16 protein-coding genes and 1 pseudogene are annotated in these 15,965 nt (G+C 54.0%); 14 read left to right on the forward strand and 3 right to left on the reverse strand.

Features of this window, described 5'->3' with window-relative positions; genetic code table 11:
• Positions 1-177 precede the first annotated feature (177 nt).
• The 10 genes and pseudogenes from ACWWJF_RS08400 (at position 178) to malQ (ending at position 10,139) form a co-directional block, all read left to right on the forward strand.
• On the forward strand, positions 178-1,368 hold the full coding sequence (locus tag ACWWJF_RS08400; RefSeq protein WP_455869195.1) for a phage major capsid protein: 1,191 nt from the start codon (positions 178-180) through the stop codon (positions 1,366-1,368).
• Between the two features lie 14 nt (positions 1,369-1,382).
• Positions 1,383-1,934 (forward strand): HK97 family phage prohead protease, encoded by a 552-nt coding sequence (locus ACWWJF_RS08405; RefSeq protein ID WP_455869196.1) that lies wholly within the window; start codon positions 1,383-1,385, stop codon positions 1,932-1,934.
• A complete protein-coding gene (locus ACWWJF_RS08410; RefSeq protein WP_455869197.1) occupies positions 1,919-3,145 on the forward strand; it encodes a phage portal protein in 1,227 nt (408 codons plus the stop codon). The genes ACWWJF_RS08405 and ACWWJF_RS08410 overlap by 16 nt, the downstream gene beginning before the upstream one ends.
• Positions 3,142-3,483, forward strand: a complete 342-nt coding sequence (locus ACWWJF_RS08415) for a phage head closure protein (RefSeq protein ID WP_455869198.1) — start codon at positions 3,142-3,144, stop codon at positions 3,481-3,483. The genes ACWWJF_RS08410 and ACWWJF_RS08415 overlap by 4 nt, the downstream gene beginning before the upstream one ends.
• A complete protein-coding gene (locus ACWWJF_RS08420) occupies positions 3,476-3,772 on the forward strand; it encodes a head-tail connector protein (protein WP_455869199.1) in 297 nt (98 codons plus the stop codon). Before ACWWJF_RS08415 ends, ACWWJF_RS08420 begins: the two co-directional genes overlap by 8 nt.
• On the forward strand, positions 3,773-4,231 hold the full coding sequence (locus tag ACWWJF_RS08425; protein WP_455869200.1) for an HNH endonuclease: 459 nt from the start codon (positions 3,773-3,775) through the stop codon (positions 4,229-4,231).
• Between the two features lie 143 nt (positions 4,232-4,374).
• Positions 4,375-4,752, forward strand: a complete 378-nt coding sequence (locus tag ACWWJF_RS08430) for a phage terminase small subunit P27 family (RefSeq protein ID WP_455869201.1) — start codon at positions 4,375-4,377, stop codon at positions 4,750-4,752.
• Entirely contained in the window at positions 4,730-6,397 is a 1,668-nt protein-coding gene (locus ACWWJF_RS08435; protein WP_455869202.1) for a terminase large subunit, read from the forward strand. The genes ACWWJF_RS08430 and ACWWJF_RS08435 overlap by 23 nt, the downstream gene beginning before the upstream one ends.
• Positions 6,398-7,270: 873 nt before the next feature.
• A pseudogene (locus ACWWJF_RS08440) lies at positions 7,271-8,023 on the forward strand (glycogen/starch/alpha-glucan phosphorylase); the annotation flags it as partial.
• A 10-nt stretch (positions 8,024-8,033) separates the two neighbouring features.
• Complete coding sequence (malQ, locus tag ACWWJF_RS08445; protein ID WP_455869203.1) at positions 8,034-10,139, forward strand: 4-alpha-glucanotransferase; 2,106 nt, start codon at positions 8,034-8,036, stop codon at positions 10,137-10,139.
• Between the two features lie 52 nt (positions 10,140-10,191).
• On the opposite strand, the gene nfuA is transcribed toward malQ, so the two are convergent.
• Both nfuA and gntX read right to left on the reverse strand, forming a co-directional pair.
• Positions 10,192-10,767, reverse strand: a complete 576-nt coding sequence (nfuA, locus tag ACWWJF_RS08450; RefSeq protein ID WP_252320799.1) for a Fe-S biogenesis protein NfuA — start codon at positions 10,765-10,767, stop codon at positions 10,192-10,194.
• Between the two features lie 106 nt (positions 10,768-10,873).
• Complete coding sequence (gene gntX, locus ACWWJF_RS08455; protein WP_455869204.1) at positions 10,874-11,572, reverse strand: DNA utilization protein GntX; 699 nt, start codon at positions 11,570-11,572, stop codon at positions 10,874-10,876.
• 46 nt (positions 11,573-11,618) lie between these two features.
• Between gntX and bioH the strand changes: the two genes are divergently transcribed.
• Positions 11,619-12,386, forward strand: coding sequence for a pimeloyl-ACP methyl ester esterase BioH (gene bioH / locus ACWWJF_RS08460; RefSeq protein WP_455869205.1), 768 nt, complete (start codon positions 11,619-11,621; stop codon positions 12,384-12,386).
• A gap of 20 nt (positions 12,387-12,406) precedes the next feature.
• Here the strand turns inward: bioH and ACWWJF_RS08465 are convergent.
• Positions 12,407-13,575 (reverse strand): IS3 family transposase gene (locus ACWWJF_RS08465; protein ID WP_455868400.1). Its coding sequence is split into 2 segments (ribosomal slippage): positions 12,407-13,320 and positions 13,320-13,575, totalling 1,170 coding nucleotides; the frame shifts between segments, so codons are not numbered across the junction.
• Positions 13,576-13,622: 47 nt separating this feature from the next.
• Here ACWWJF_RS08465 and ACWWJF_RS08470 point away from each other — a divergent pair.
• The 3 genes from ACWWJF_RS08470 (at position 13,623) to ACWWJF_RS08480 (ending at position 15,761) form a co-directional block, all read left to right on the forward strand.
• Positions 13,623-14,321 (forward strand): phage portal protein family protein, encoded by a 699-nt coding sequence (locus ACWWJF_RS08470; protein WP_455869206.1) that lies wholly within the window; start codon positions 13,623-13,625, stop codon positions 14,319-14,321.
• Between the two features lie 154 nt (positions 14,322-14,475).
• Positions 14,476-15,309 carry a phage head morphogenesis protein gene (locus ACWWJF_RS08475; protein WP_455869207.1) on the forward strand — a complete coding sequence of 278 codons (834 nt, stop codon included), beginning with the start codon at positions 14,476-14,478 and terminating at the stop codon, positions 15,307-15,309.
• Positions 15,306-15,761 (forward strand): phage virion morphogenesis protein, encoded by a 456-nt coding sequence (locus tag ACWWJF_RS08480; protein ID WP_455869208.1) that lies wholly within the window; start codon positions 15,306-15,308, stop codon positions 15,759-15,761. Before ACWWJF_RS08475 ends, ACWWJF_RS08480 begins: the two co-directional genes overlap by 4 nt.
• Positions 15,762-15,965 lie beyond the last annotated feature (204 nt).

Genomic DNA, 15,965 nt, shown 5'->3' on the forward strand with positions numbered 1-15,965 from the left:
AAGAAGAGCATCAGTGATTATATTTATTTCTGCATTCTACAGGTGTAAAATATTTCCTGTTCAGACATAACTAAGTTCTTGCAATACTTTTTGTGGTAGCGGCGGTTATCCTTCACACAGTAACCGCTGCGCTTTTTTATGGTGTTGCAGGTTTATTCCCAAACAGACAGAGATGCCATGAAAAAATTAATTGAATTACGCCAGCAAAAAACGGCTATTGCTGAACAGATGCGAACCCTATTAACGCAATCTGAACAGGAAAAACGCAGCCTGAATGACGAAGAAGCGAAACAGTTTGATGAATTACGTTCACAGGCTGATTCCCTGAATACCGATATTGCCCGCTATGAAGCCATTGTCGAGGAAACACGCGCCAAGACTGATATCACTACCCCGGTGAGCCAGCCGCTTACCAACGCAGAATTACGCCACTACGTGATGACCGGCGATACTCGTTCATTATCAACCAGTACGCCAGCCGATGGTGGCTATACGGTTATTCCTGAACTCGACAAACAGATTATGCGCCGCCTGATGGATAACTCCGAGATGCGTCAGATTTGTACGGTCAAGCGGGTTCACAGCAACGAATATAAAAAACTCGTGTCCGTTGGAGGCGCAGCGGTAACTCACGGAGAAGAAGGTAAGAAACGTGACGAAACTGCGTCTCCGAAGCTGGAAGAGGTTAGCATCAAGCTCTTCCCAATCTATGCCTACCCCAAGACCACGCAGGAAATTCTTGATTTTAGCGATGTCGATATTCTCTCTTGGCTGACTGAGGAAATCGCCGACACCTTTACCGAGACCGAAGAAACAGATTTGGTTACGGGTGATGGCGACAAAAAAGCCAAGGGATTTCTGGCCTATACCCGTGAAGCCAAGAACGATAAAGAGCGGGCTTTCGGCAAGCTGGAAAAGCTGGTCACTGCCGGCGCTGCACCAACGGCTGACGAGTTAATCGACCTGATATTCAAGCTGAAGAAGCAATACCGCAAAAATGCCGTATGGGTAATGAATTCCAATACCGCCGCGACGCTGCAAAAGCTGAAAAACAGCAACGGCGATTACATTTGGCGCGACCGGATGCAGGCAGGCGACCCGGATATGTTGTTAGGTCATCCCGTGCATTACCTTGAGTACATGCCGGATGCGGCAGCGGGCAAGGCGGTATTGGCGGTAGGCGACTTCAAGCGCGGCTATACCATCGTTGACCACGAGACCGGCACCCGTACCCGTCCAGATGCGATCACCGAGCCGAACTTCTTCAAGCTGCATACCAGCAAGTACCTCGGCGGCGGGCTGGTTGACTCCAACGCTATCAAAGTGCTGGAAATCAAAGCGGCAGGAAGCGGCGGAACGGGTGGTTAAGGGTGACTCACTCAATGAATACCCATGATATCGAAATCCGCACAGCCACCCTTACCCGGAAAGACCAAGCGTTGACCGGGTATGCGGTGAAGTGGAATAGCTGTTCACATGTGCTGTTCGATGAATTTGTTGAACAGTTCGCCCCCTATGCCTTCCGTGACCATCTGGCGGCGGGTCAGGATGTCTTGGCGCTCTGGGAGCATGACCCCAAGAGCTTATTGGGCAGAACGGCTTCCGGCACGCTGGCATTGCATGAAGATGAAACCGGGCTGCACTTCGCCCTGAATCCCCCGGATACGCAGTTAGGCCGGGATGTGCTGACGATGGTAGAGCGTGGTGACATTACTGGGATGAGCTTTGGCTTTCGTGCGCTAAAAGACTATTGGAATATTGCCCGTAAACCCCACGTGAGAACCGTGCAACGCGCTGAGCTAAAGGAAATTACTATAACCAGCCTCCCCGCCTATCCTGAAAGCGCCGTTGAGATAGCCAGAAGGTCACTGCATCAATCAGCTAAAAATGTAGCCGATAACCGCCGCCGCTGGCTGCAATGGGTGGCGGTGTGAACATGTGGCCCTTCAAACGTAAGAGCGAAGCCCGCAGTCTGACGATAGATGAGTTTCTCTCTCTGGCCGGTGTTCCTAACTCTGCTTCCGGGGAATATGTATCGCCGACCACGGCGGAATCGCTACCCGCTGTGATGAATGCCGTGACGGTGATTAGCGAAGCCGTCGCAGCCATGCCCTGCTACCTGTACCGGGTCACGCACCATGACGGGCAGGAGGCGCGGGAATGGCTCAGTGACCACCCGGTTGATTACCTGCTGAACGAAGCCCCCAACGACTGCCAGACGGCCTACCAGTTCAAGCGGACGCTGATGCGCCACTGTCTGCTGAACGGTAACGCCTATGCCGTCATTGAGTGGGGAAAGGACGGACAGCCCAAAAGCTTACACCCTTACCCGCCGCAAGCCGTGACGGTGAACCAGATTGGCGACCATCGTTACGCCTATACCGTTACAGAGCCATATAGCGGTAAGTCGAGAACTTACTTACAACATGAAGTACTGCACCTCAGGTATGCCACTGATGACGGCTTTATGGGGCGCTCACCCATAACACAATGCAGGGAAACGCTGGGGCTTGGACTGGCCCAACAGCGCCACGGTGCCAGCATCATGAAAGATGGGATGATGGCGGCGGGGATTATCAAATCGGGTGACTGGCTCGACGGCGTTAAAGGCGTCAAGGCGCTTGAGGCGCTGGAGCGCTACAAGGGGGCGAGGAATGCGGGTAAAACGCCCATTCTCGAAGGCAACATGCAGTACGAAAAACTGGGCATGAGCAATCAGGATGCGGAATGGCTTGCCTCCCGTCGCATGACGATTGAGGACGTCGGGCGCATGTTCAATGTGAGTCCTATTTTTCTGCAAGAGTACAGCAACAGCACCTACAGCAACTTTAGCGAAGCCAGCCGTGCCTTTCTGACCATGACAATCCGCCCGTGGCTGACCAACTTTGAGCAGCAAATCAAGGCGGCGCTACTGGTGGAGTCCAGCATACCCCATGTGCGCTATCAAATTGAATTTGATTCTGCTGACCTGCTGCGCTCGAACCCGCAAGAACGATTTCAAAGTTACGAGACCGCGATTAAATCCGGGGTGATGAGTCCCAATGAAGCCCGTGAGCGTGAAGGGTTATCACCTCGTGAAGGTGGCGATGAGTTCAGTCAGGCATGGCAGCAGGAAGTGAAGGTGAAGCAGGAGACGACCCCATGAGAGCGGGCGGATTACGTCACCGGGTGACAATTCAACATTTTACCTCCTATCGGGATGCGGGCGGTCAGCCCATTAAAACGTGGCGTGATACAGCTACGGTATGGGCGCAGGTAACAGGTATTAACGGGCGTGAACGTGTAGCGGCAGGCGCGGTATCTGCCGAGGCGACAATACGTGTGTGGATGCGTCACCGCCGTGATGTATCTGCAGCGTCACGATTGCTGTGCCTAACCGGGCCGTTTGCCGGAAAAATGCTGGATATTATCGGTCCGCCGATCCCAGACGATAAAGGCACCCGTCTTGAGTTGCTGTGTAAGGGAGGCGTGAAACGTGGCTGAACTGATTACGCTGGCAGAAGTGAAACTGCACTGTCGCATTGATAAAGACGACGAAGACCCCCTGATACAAGGGTATATCGAGGCCGCGCTAGATGTCTGCCAGAAGCATATCGGCAAGCAGTTCAGCGATGGGATGAAATTTACTCCGGCGCTAAAGGTGGGATGCCTTCTACTGATAGGCTTCTGGTACGAGAACCGGGAAGCAGTGAGAGCAGGCGACAAAGCCAGCGAGTTACCGTTTACCACAAAGAGCCTATGGAATTATTACCGTGACGTAGGAATTTATTGAATGCCATACCAACCATTAAGAAGATGCACAGAGCCGGGCTGCTTTAAGCGTGTGAAGTCTGGCAAGTGTGAGCTGCATAAGCAGGCAGCCAGACGCCTACAGGATAAGCGCCGGGGAACGCATACCCAGCGTGGCTACTCCAGCCAATGGGCGAAGTACCGATTGATATATATCAAAGAGCATCCGCTTTGTGTGATGTGCGAGAGCAAAGGGATTTATACCCCCGCGAAGATAGTTGACCATATCATTCCGGTCGATGGTGGCAGTGATGTGCTGTTCTGGTGGAAAGATAACCATCAGGCGCTATGCATGAGTTGCCACTCCCGCAAGACAATGACGAAAGACCCGCAGACCAAAGCACAGCGCAAGGCGGGCATGTTCCGCGAACAGGAAGAGAAGGCCGCCCATCGTAATGACTGGATACACGAGTATAACCTTAATGGCATTAAAAATAATTAGATCAAATGCTTATAAATATAAAATAGATAGGTGGGGGGAGTTTTGAGGACAAGGCCCCTACCGTTCTGGGACCACCCGCCTCCTCAAATTTTTATGCGCGCCCATTTTTTAGAAAATAAAAATACCTTAAGAAACAAAACACTATGAAAAGATCACCTAAAGCACCTGACTACCTCGACGAGATAGCGGCAACAGAGTGGAAAGCCAAGGCCCGTTTTGTAGCTGAACGTGGCGATCTTAATCCAACCGATTGGAGTAGCCTTGAACTCTACTGCGTCAACTACTCAATCTACAGGAAAGCCGTTGCAGACCTTGCAGAGCGCGGGTTTAGCATTGCCAACAGTCAGGGCAGCGAAAGCCGGAACCCCGCATTAAGCGCCAAGGCTGAAGCAGAAAAAACCATGATAAAAATGGCCTCCCTGCTGGGCTTTGACCCCGTATCTCGTCGCCGTAATCCGGTAGAAATCGAGGAAGAAGATGACATTGAGAAATTATTGAATGCCAGAAAATGCATGGCATAAATACGCCGAGGGGGTCAGAAATGGCAATATTCCCGCTTGTAAACGCCTTAAAGAGGCTGTTGAAAGGTACTTTAAGGACCTGCGTAACCCCCTTTACGGCTTCGATACAGAGGCTGTAGGGCGCTTTATTGCGTTTTCCACCCTTTGCCCCCATGTCAAGGGGCCGCTTCGAGGCCAACCGATTCATCTTGCGCCGTGGCAGCAATTTGCCCTCGCCAATATCCTTGGCTTCAAGGATGCAGAGACAGGCAGACGTAAATACCGTAGCGCCTACATTCAAGTACCGCGCAAGAATGCTAAATCGACACTGGCAGCAATACTGGCTAACTACTTCCTCGTCATGGAGCCGGGGCAGCACGATATCTACACGGCGGCGGTGAGCCGAGACCAAGCCCGGATTGTGTTTGATGATGCTCGCCAGATGAGCCTAATTTCCCCGGCACTGAGAAAGCGGCTTACTATCCAGCAGCATAAACTGATTTACCCGAAATCAAATAGTCTGCTTAAGCCGCTGGCTGCCAAGGCCGCCACCATCGAGGGAACGAACCCAAGCCTCGCTATCGTGGATGAATACCACCTCCACCCGGATAACGCCGTTTATTCAGCCCTTGAGTTGGGCATGGGCGCACGTCCCGAGGGACTGCTGTTCGCTATCACCACTGCCGGAAGCAACGTCGTTTCCGCCTGTAAACAGCATTACGACTACTGTTGCCAGATATTGGCGGGTGAAGAAATGAATGAATCCCTGTTTGCGCTGATTTATGAACTCGACGACGAAAACGAAGTAGGCGATCCGGATCAATGGATAAAGGCCAATCCCAATCTGGGCGTGTCCGTCGATAAGGCGGCGCTGGTTGACACGATACAGAAAGCTAGAGGTATTCCCTCGCAGTGGGTGGAGATGCTGACCAAGCGTTTTAACCTCTGGTGCCAAGGGGCTACGCCGTGGATGGGTACGGGCGCATGGGAAGCCTGTAAAGCCGATCACAGCGAAGAGAGCCTTAAAGGGAGAGATTGCTATGCCGGACTGGATTTGTCCTCTACAGGCGATATAACCAGCGTGTGCTACGCCTTCCCCGGTGAAAATGAAATCTTGCTACTGACTCGCCATTACCTGCCGGAAGCGCAGCTTGAGAACGTCGCCAACAAGAACCGGGCTATCTATCGCCAGTGGGCCAAAGCGGGCTGGATACGCACCACGAAGGGGGACTGCATCGACTATGACCGCATACGCGATGACATCCTCAAGGACAGTGAACGATTTACTATCCGGCTGATTGGCTTTGACACATGGAACGCTACCCACCTGAGAACCCAGCTACAGGGCGCAGGGCTCGACGTGGAGCCATTCCCCCAAACCTATATGCGATTCAGTCCGGTGGCCAAGTCAGCAGAGGTATTCGTTAACCGCCAGATTATCCGGCACAACGGGGATCCGGTGCTGGCATGGGCGATGGGGAACGTGGTGATGGAGAGCGACGCCAACGCCAATATCAAGCCGAACAAGAAGAAATCCGCCAACAAGATAGACCCGGCGATCGCGTTCCTGATGGCATTCGGGACACTACAGGCCGAGCATGAGGAATTTGCCTACTCGTTAAGTGATGAGCAGAAGCAGCGACTTGAAGCGTTTAGTGGGGTGTGAGGGGCTTAAACTACGGGAAAATCCCGGGGTTTATACCGGTGCGACGATTATCGCATCGCTCAAAATCTGAGCTCCCCAAAATCGGGGAGTGTAAAGGTGGAGATGCTGCAAATTTGCAGGATAAGTCTGCGCACCGGGTGTGCATCGTCCAAAGGGTCACATTTCAAATGCTACCCCTGAGGCATACTCAAACTTTGTGCGTGACTTTTAGTCACTAGCTTAGAGGATAACTACAAAATTTTCGTAGTTCATAAAACAACCAACCTTCTGTAGAGCCTCCCAGAACCTACGAAATTTTTGTAGGTGTTATGCCGAGCAGGGAATGTATGTTGCCGGGATAGCCAGCCAAGAAGAAAGCTTTTTCTCTGGCTAGCATGAGGAGTTTGGGCTACGTGCTGCCGGAAAGTGGCACAGTTGCTGGGTACACATGGTACAGGCTGGTACAGATTGGCACAGCTCAAAAACGCTACCTGTACCACCGCAAAGCCTTGCCACATCTGGCTTTGGAGAAAGTGGTACAGGTGGTACAGCAAAACCCCCGAATTCGCAGGAGAACTGAAAATGGACGAAATGGACGATGTGGAGAGTCGCCTATCTGCTACCTCATTCACTTAAGGAAAAGCTTCTTCTCTGGCTGGCCTACCTGAGCTTCATTTTTTCCCCTGTTTTTATGTCGTCGCCGATGTGCCAGACATCTCCCTGTTTCGATTTTTGCCCTCTCCCAGGCTGATTTAGGCATTCAGATTCGTTCACTTTTCTGCATATTTGTTCAGGCTATTTTGGATAAAACTATGTATAACATATTTAGAATTTTTGGATTTTAAATTAAATAAATTACTATTTTTAATCTATTTTTTTATATTTATGATAACCCTCCATATTCTTTCACTTTACCCCCAATTGCGTGATAACCCGCATCTGGATATAGTTCCGCGCGTCTTTTTATTCGGGGCTAAGGCTGCACCTGGATATGTGCTGGCAAAAAATATTATCTACGCCATTAATAGCGTAGCGGAGAAGATTAATCGGGATAAGCATGTCAGAGATCGTTTGCGTATACTGTTTATTCCAGATTATCGTGTGTCGCTGGCGGAACGAATCATTCCCGCTGCCGATGTGTCGGAGCAAATCTCCACCGCCGGGAAAGAGGCTTCAGGCACCGGGAACATGAAGCTGGCATTAAACGGTGCGCTGACAGTGGGGACGCTGGACGGTGCCAATGTGGAAATGGCGCAGGAAGTAGGGGAAGAAAACCTGTTTATTTTCGGGCATACGGTGGATGAGGTTAAAAGCGTGCTGTCACAGGGTTACGATCCTGGTGTGGTGCTTAAGCAGGTGCCGCAGTTGATTCCATTGCTGGATGAACTGGGCAGCGGTGCGTTTAGCCACGGCGACAAAACGGCGTTTGCGCCGTTGCTTGAAAGCCTGCTGGATAAGGGCGACCCCTATCTGTTGTTGGCCGATTTTGCGTCCTATTGCCAGGCGCAGCAGCGTGTGGATGCGCTGTATCGTGAAACGGAGGAATGGACGCGACGGTGTGTGCTGAATACCGCGCGAATGGGTTTTTTCAGTGCCGATCGGGCGATTCATGATTATCAGACGCGCATCTGGCACGCGCGCTGTTGAGGAAAGGAAGATGTCATTCAAGGTAGATAACCCGAAGTTCGCTCCTGTCGGCGTTGCCGATACCTATACTGATGCATATGGTAAAACGCACCTTGTCGATGTTGCGGTGAAAAAACAACTGTTGGCCATGATGGCGACGAGCGGTTGCGAAAACGCACCGCTGCCTTCGGTTCGGGTTTTTCGTCAGGGCAAGGCGGCGCTAATTCCCCTTTCAGGCGACGGCGAGTTTGGTTGGACGCTGATGTATGAAAACGGGGGGCAGGTTCAGGGCAACGTCACGGGCGGCAGTGAACTGCTGCTGCCGGATGCTTTACCACTGGGGTATCACGAACTGATATTGATGCGCGGTGAACAGCGCTGGACCTGCCGCATGATTGTTGCGCCGCAGCGTGGCTATGAGCCGGAGCCCTTAACCCAAGGGAAACGCTGGTGGGGCGTTAACATGCAGCTTTATACGCTGCGCTTGCAGGATAATTGGGGGATTGGCGATTTCGGCGATCTGCGCCAACTGGTAGAGCAAGTGGCACGACGCGGCGGCGCCTTTATCGGCGTGAATCCACTGCATGAGCTTTATCCTGTCGACCCCGAGGCTGCCAGTCCTTACAGCCCCTCTTCCCGTCACTGGTTGAACATCATTTATATCAACGTCAACCGTATTGATGATTTTCAACAGAGCAAAGAGGCGCAAGCCTGGTGGCGACAGGATGACACACAGCGTCAACTAGCGGCATTGCGTGCCGGACGCTTGGTTGACTACAGCGGTGTGATGGCGCAAAAACTGGCCGCATTGCGGCTGGCATACGACTTCTTCAAGACGTGCAGCGTGCTCGATCCGCGCGTCAGCGCATTTCGTCAATTTGTGGTCAGCGGTGGACAAAGCCTGCAACGACAAGCCACCTTTGATGCGTTGCAAACCTGGCTCAAACGTCAGGGTGAGAATTATGGCGATTGGCAGCAGTGGCCAATGCGTTATCACGATGTGCATGGCGATACGGTGAAAGCGTTTTGTCAGGAAAATGAGCACGAGATTGCGTTTTACTGCTGGATGCAATGGGTAGCTAGCGAGCAACTGGCTGAGTGTTTTGCGCACAGTAAACAGCTCGGGATGCCTATTGGCCTATACCGGGACATGGCCGTGGGCGTGGCGCAGGGCGGTGCGGAAACCTGGGATGAGCGTCGGCTCTACTGCCTGGCGGCCGCCATCGGTGCGCCACCCGACCCGCTGTGGCCGCAGGGGCAAAACTGGTCGCTGCCACCGATGAACCCACTCGTGATGCAGGCGCAGGGATATCAGCCGTTTATCGATGTGCTGCGCAGCAACATGGCGCACTGTGGCGCATTGCGTATCGACCACGTGATGGGGCTGCTGCGCCTGTGGTGGATACCCAAAGCCGAGCTCGCTACGCACGGCGCCTATGTACATTATCCGCTGGATGATTTACTGGCTGTGCTGGCGCTGGAGAGCCAACGCCAGCGTTGTCTGGTCGTGGGTGAAGATCTGGGGACGGTACCGGCCGAGATTGTGGATAAACTGCTCGACAGCGGCGTTTACTCTTACAAGGTGCTGTTTTTTGAACAGGATGAGCACAATCACTTTCGGGCTCCACTCGACTATCCGCGCCAGTCGATGGCGACTATTACCACACACGATCTGCCCACGTTGCGCGGCTTTTGGCAAAACGTCGATCTGTCATTGGGCAAAGAACTGGGCCTTTATCCCGATGAACGCACGTTGCAGCAGCAGATGGAACAGCGTGACAACGCCAAGCAGGGCTTGCTGGATGCGCTGCATCAGTATCAGCTATTACCGCAGCGCGTATGGCGCAATGCGGCGTTAACCGCGATGGGTACGCAACTGAGCCGTGGTGTGCAGCGTTACCTGGCGGACAGCCGCAGTGCCTTGCTGGGGTTGCAACTCGAAGATTGGCTGGATATGGCGACACCGGTCAATATTCCCGGCACCACGCGGGAATACCCTAACTGGCGGCGCAAGCTAAGCAGAACGGTGACATCAATATTCAGCGATCGTCACCTGGAACGTTTGATTCGCGATCTCGATCTACGACGTGGTTTGGCTTTGACGCCTGAAACGGCGAGTGGAGCCAGTGAGCGTTGATGGGTTGAGGTTTACTCCCCACGGGGACGTGGGGAGTATGGCGATCAGTGGATCAATAGTATGAATGTTCGCCGCGCTGATGCTCTGTCAAATCGCGCACGCCTTTCAGCTCAGGGAATTTCTCTAGCAGCTCTTTCTCGATCCCTTCTTTCAGCGTGTAATCGACCATTGAACAGCCGTTGCAACCGCCGCCGAATTGCAGGATAGCCAAGCCATCATCGGTGATTTCCATCAGAGTTACACGACCACCGTGTCCGGCCAACTGAGGGTTGATCTGGGATTGCAACACATACTCCACGCGTTCCATCAACGGCGCATCGTCACCCACTTTGCGCATTTTTGCGTTAGGCGCTTTCAGCGTCAGTTGAGAGCCCAACTGATCGGTAACGAAGTCGATTTCAGCATCTTCCAGGTAAGGTGCACTCAGTTCATCCACGTAGGCGGAAAGTTTCTCGAACTTCAGTTCAGTGTCGGAAGCTTCCACCGCATCCGGCGGACAATAGGAAACGCCACACTCAGCGTTAGGCGTGCCCGGATTGATAACGAAGACGCGAATTTGTGTGCCTTCTTCTTGTTTTACCAGCAGTTTGACAAAGTGGTCTTGTGCAGAGTCGGTAATACGGATCATAGTGGGTTAACTCAATAGTTGACTACGCTTATCGGTCATAATACGCCCATCGTGGCGTTAACTCCAATTCATTCACGGTAAATGCCATTTATGGCAACAAAGGCGCTCACGCATCGAGCAGCGTGCGGCACAGGCACCATACCTGAATATGCGCGACACCCTGCGCCTGTAAAACGCGGCAGATCTCTGTCACCGTATTGCCGGTGGTCACCACATCATCCACCAGCGCCACCCGCAGCCCGGAGAGATCCTGGTCGCAAGCAAACGCATGACGCAGGTTGTAGCGCCGCTCAGAGGCGCATAGGTGCTGTTGCAGAGGTGTATGACGCACACGCCTGAGCGCATGTGGATGATAGCGACAGCGCAGCCAACGTGCCAAAGGCTGGGCCAGTAACTCGGTTTGATTGAAGCCGCGCCGCCAGCGCTGACGGCGGTGCAGCGGCACGGTGAGCAGTACATCGGGTTTCTCAACGCGTTCAGGATCAAGGCGATATACGTTAAGCCAGCGCAGTAACATCTGTCGCGCGAGCACCTGTCCGAGTTCGATGCGCCCGTGGAATTTGAACTGTTTCAATAGCGTGGTGAACGGTGGACGGTAATCGGAGACAAACGTCAGGCTGTGCCAGCATGGTGGGCGATACAGGCAGCGGCCGCACGGCAACGTGGCATTGCCGGAGGGTAACCCGCAGCGCGGGCAGCATACTGGCGGCGCTGGAAGATGGCGCTGACAATAGCGGCAAATACCGTGGTGGTAATGATAAAGCGGTTGTTGGCATAGCCAGCAGTTAGCGCCGATGGTTAACATAGTAGCCTCGCAACAAAATATCGAACGACTAGCAGGAAGATAATTGATGACAACGCTCTACTGGCACACCGAAGGGGAAGGGAAATGCGATCTTGTGTTGCTGCACGGATGGGGGCTGAGCGCGCAGGTATGGCAGGGTATTGCGGCGCGATTGGCTCCGCATTTTCGACTGCACTGTGTGGATCTACCCGGTTATGGCCGTAGTGTGGGATATGGAGCGTTACCGCTTGCTGACATGGCTGATATCGTGTTGGCACAGGCACCCGAGCAGGCTGTCTGGTTGGGATGGTCGCTGGGCGGACTGGTTGCCAGTCAGGCGGCACTCAGTGCGCCTGCGCGTGTCAGTGCTTTGGTCACGGTCGCTTCCTCCCCCTGTTTCAGCGCCAACGAGGAGTGGCCCGGCATTAAACCTACGGTGTTGCAGGGTTTTCAGCAGCAGCTTAGCGAAGATTTTCAGCGCACCGTGGAACGGTTCCTGGCATTGCAAACGCTGGGCACAGGCAGTGCGCGTCAGGATGCGCGCCTGCTAAAAAGTGTGGTGCTGGAGCAGCCGATGCCGAGCATTGAGGTGCTTGAAGGGGGCTTGGATATTTTGCGCCAGACCGACATGCGCGAGGCGATGGCATCGTTGACGCTGCAGATGCTGCGTATTTACGGGGCGCTGGATGGGTTGGTACCGCGTAAAGTGGCGAGCCTGCTTGATGAACGCTGGCCTGATAGTGATTCAGTGGTGATGGCGCAGGCGGCGCATGTACCGTTTATTTCCCACCCTGATGCCTTCGCCGAAACGGTTTGCGCGTTTGCTGGTGTCTAACGCCGCTCTGTTTGTAGTGGTCAACTAATATTGGCCACCGCATTAGACTGTATGTAGAACAGTCGCTCAGATTCGTTTGGAGTTAAGCCGCCGTTATACCAGTGAGGCCGGATAGCGCTGTAATACCCCGTGATGTAGCGGATAATCGCGTCCTGGGCTTCGCTGAAGCTGTTGTAACCCTTTGTCGGCACCCATTCTGTCTTCAGGCTGCGGAAGAACCGCTCCATTGGCGCATTATCCCAGCAGTTACCCCGCCGACTCATACTCTGCTTTATCCGGCAGCGCCACAGGGCTTGCCGGTATTGACGGCTGGTATAGTGGCTGCCCTGGTCGCTGTGGAACATGACTCCTGTTGGTTGTCCCCGGAGTTCCCAGGCCATCTGCAACGCTTTAACTGTCAGCGCCGAGTCCGGCGACGTCGACATGGCCCAGCCCACCGGTTTGCGGGCGAACAGATCTAGCACCACCGCAAGGTAAGCCCAGCATTTGCCCGTCCAGATGTAGGTCACATCGCCGCACCAGACCTGATCCGGCGCGGTAACCGCGAACTGGCGGTTGAGATAGTTCGGTATTTCAACGTGTTCATTGCCGCCGCGTTTGTATTTGTGAGCCGGTCGCTGGCAGCTGGCGATACCCAGCTCCTTCATCAGCTTGCCAGCCAGCCAGCGCCCCATTTTGACACCGGAGCTGCCGGTGACGATGGTCGCGATACTTCGAGCGCCGGCAGAGCCGCCGCTGGCGTTCCAGGCTTCCATGACGCGGCTACACTTAACCACGCGCTCACCGTCGGGTTCATTAGCGGAAGCCTGCCAGTGCCTGTAGCTGCTGCGATGTACCTCAAAAGTTTGGCACAACGCCGTGACCGGGTATCGCGCCCTCAGCCTGTCGACTACCGTGAACCGTTGAGTGAGTCCGACATTAAGAGCGCCGTAGCCTTTTTTAGGATTTCGTTCTCCATTTCAAGGCATTGGACTTTTTTCTTCATCTCACGCAGCTCGAGCTGTTCAGGGGTAAGAGGAAGTCCCGTTGGCGTTTTTCCCTGTCGTTCAAGGCGAAGCTTATTGACCCAGCGACTAATGGCAGAATGGCTGACATTAACCGCCTCTGCGGCCTTAACGTATGTGTAGCCGTGGTCGACAACCAGCTTTGCGGCTTCGAGCTTAAATTCCGCCGTAAAATGTTTACCCATGAGGTCACCTGTCGTGTTGATGAGGTGAGCATATCACCTCCGCTCAGGTGGCCAGTATCAGTGTGCCACTACAGATTGAGATGGCGCGCAGTGAAATTACCATTGCGCTGCTGGGTCAGAACCAGACTACCGAAGCCGAAACCAATCACGCCTCGGCCCAGGCCGGGCTCGAAGTCGCCGCCGATATCCGCGATGGCGATGCGGTGATGGTGATGAGTGCGGTGAATCAGATACTCCGCTGGCTGGTTGAGCTGAACTTTGGTGATGTGCCGGTGCCGACCTGGCGACTGTGGGAGCAGGAGACCATTGATGAGGTGCAGGCCAAACGTGACCATAGTCTGGCGCAAACCGCCGGCTTTTTCAGCGCGCAATACTATCAGCGTGAATATGGCCTGCAACCGGGTGATTTACTGATGGAAAGCCAACAGGAAACCCCTTCCCCCTCTGCTCCCTCGCTGGCCTTTGCCGAAGGCGAGACGCAGAACATGCACGATGCCCAGGCGCAGCTTGACCGGGCACTGGACAGCCTGATGAAAAACGGCACGCTGGACAACACCTTGCAACCGCTACTGGCCCCGTTATTTGACGCGGTGCAATCCGGTGTGGCTCCCCGCGAACTGATAGCGCAGCTCAGCACACTGTATCCACAGATGCAGGCGGACGCGCTCCAGGAGACCTTAGCCCATATCGTTATACACATCTTTTGGCCATTTTTTGAACAGGATGCTCAGAACCCCGTGAATTAAGGCATTCAAGCCATCCCATTGGCTTTTTGAGGTTCAAAATGCCACTCTGAGATAAACCCGTAACTCATTGATTAAACAGTGCGTTAGAAAGATGTGTATAACGATATGACCTTAGCCCGGGTGATGTTTGTTGCCAACGTCTGGGGGAGGTTACATGCCGACACTCAATGATAACGAACTGACGGCGCTGTTTAGCCTGCCGCCCAAACGGGCGATAGCCTACTTAAAAGCGAAAGGCTTTACCTTTTCCTGGGACTGGCAGGATGTCTGGCAGCAAGCCCATGCGCAGAGCGCGACGGTGGCCAAGGTGACACAACTGGATATTCTGCAGGACATTTATCAGGCGCTGGAAACCACCCTGGCGGAAGGCAAAACCGGCCAGTGGTTTGCCCGTGAATTGACCCCGGCACTGCAAGCCAAGGGATGGTGGGGGGAGCAGGATAGCACCGACCCGGTGAGCGGGGAGCCGGTCACGGTGCAATTAGGTAGCCCGCAGCGACTGGAGACCATTTATCGCACCAATCTGACTACCCTGTACAACGCTGGGCGCTGGGCTGAAATGCGGGAGAATGTTGCGGCGCGTCCCTACTGGATGTATGTGGCGATACGCGATAACCGTACCCGCAAAAGCCATCTGGCGCTGCATGGCCGGGTGTTTCCTGCCGATGACCCAGTATGGCGCGCGCTTTATCCGCCCAATGGCTGGCGCTGTCGCTGCAGCGTTATTGCCTTGTCTGCACGTGACGTTAAGGCGCGCGGGCTTACGGTGGAAACGTCCGGTGACCGTCTGCGCTGGTCGTTGCAGGTGGTCTCGCGCAAAACCGGCGAAATGCAGCCGGTCGCGCAGATTACGCTCGACCCGCATACGGTGTTTTCCCCGGATATCGGCTGGTCGTATAATCCCGGTGAAGGGTATCGACCGGACTTAACCCGCTATCAGGGGCCGTTACACGCCTTAGCCGTCAACACCCTGGGGAGACCGGAATGACTGCTACTATTCTGTCGGTTGAGATAACCGATAACGACCTGAAACAGGCACTGAAGCAACTGGAGAAAGCGGCTTACGACCTGACCCCGCTGATGCGACGCTGGTCTGAAACGCTGAAAACGGCGACCGACCTGAACTTTGAAGAACAGGGGCGGCCACGCTGGCAACCGTCGGTCGCGGCACTCGCCCGCCAGAGCATGACGCTCTCCCGGGACGGGTATTTGCGCCGCAGCGTGACGCCGGACTATGATGCGCACCAGGCACGGGTCGGCACCAATCGCGTTTATGCCCGCATTCATCAACTGGGCGGTAAGGCTGGAAGGGGTAACTCGGTGACACTCCCCCCGCGTCCGTATCTACCGGTCTCCGAAGCGGGACAGTTAGACGCTGAGGTTAAACGCCAGCTGCTCGATGAAGTGCTTGATTACCTGCAACAGGCCACCCACCGCTAAGTGCTGTCTGAGGCTCTCAGGGCTTAAATGATACAATGCGATACCTGAGAGCCTTTCCATCCTTTATAAAGCTTTATAAACCCCTTCCTGAGGCGGTTATCCCTGATAGCCGCCGTATCATTCTTCTGTCATCAAAAAATACGCAAATGAAAATCTTTAAAGCCCTTTAAAAGGGAAATCAGCCAACCCGACATAGACTGTCAT

It is taken from the genome of Symbiopectobacterium sp. Eva_TO (assembly GCF_053848865.1).

What these genes read in the sequence shown, in the direction of transcription:
- nfuA (WP_252320799.1), bottom strand. Translation starts at nt 10,767, where the DNA reads ATGATCCGTATTACCGACTCTGCACAAGACCACTTTGTCAAACTGCTG.
- ACWWJF_RS08435 (WP_455869202.1), top strand. Translation starts at nt 4,730, where the DNA reads ATGCCAGAAAATGCATGGCATAAATACGCCGAGGGGGTCAGAAATGGC.
- gntX (WP_455869204.1), bottom strand. Translation starts at nt 11,572, where the DNA reads ATGTTAACCATCGGCGCTAACTGCTGGCTATGCCAACAACCGCTTTAT.
- ACWWJF_RS08475 (WP_455869207.1), top strand. Translation starts at nt 14,476, where the DNA reads ATGCCGACACTCAATGATAACGAACTGACGGCGCTGTTTAGCCTGCCG.
- ACWWJF_RS08405 (WP_455869196.1), top strand. Translation starts at nt 1,383, where the DNA reads ATGAATACCCATGATATCGAAATCCGCACAGCCACCCTTACCCGGAAA.
- bioH (WP_455869205.1), top strand. Translation starts at nt 11,619, where the DNA reads ATGACAACGCTCTACTGGCACACCGAAGGGGAAGGGAAATGCGATCTT.
- ACWWJF_RS08400 (WP_455869195.1), top strand. Translation starts at nt 178, where the DNA reads ATGAAAAAATTAATTGAATTACGCCAGCAAAAAACGGCTATTGCTGAA.
- ACWWJF_RS08425 (WP_455869200.1), top strand. Translation starts at nt 3,773, where the DNA reads ATGCCATACCAACCATTAAGAAGATGCACAGAGCCGGGCTGCTTTAAG.
- malQ (WP_455869203.1), top strand. Translation starts at nt 8,034, where the DNA reads ATGTCATTCAAGGTAGATAACCCGAAGTTCGCTCCTGTCGGCGTTGCC.
- ACWWJF_RS08430 (WP_455869201.1), top strand. Translation starts at nt 4,375, where the DNA reads ATGAAAAGATCACCTAAAGCACCTGACTACCTCGACGAGATAGCGGCA.
- ACWWJF_RS08415 (WP_455869198.1), top strand. Translation starts at nt 3,142, where the DNA reads ATGAGAGCGGGCGGATTACGTCACCGGGTGACAATTCAACATTTTACC.
- ACWWJF_RS08480 (WP_455869208.1), top strand. Translation starts at nt 15,306, where the DNA reads ATGACTGCTACTATTCTGTCGGTTGAGATAACCGATAACGACCTGAAA.
- ACWWJF_RS08410 (WP_455869197.1), top strand. Translation starts at nt 1,919, where the DNA reads ATGGGTGGCGGTGTGAACATGTGGCCCTTCAAACGTAAGAGCGAAGCC.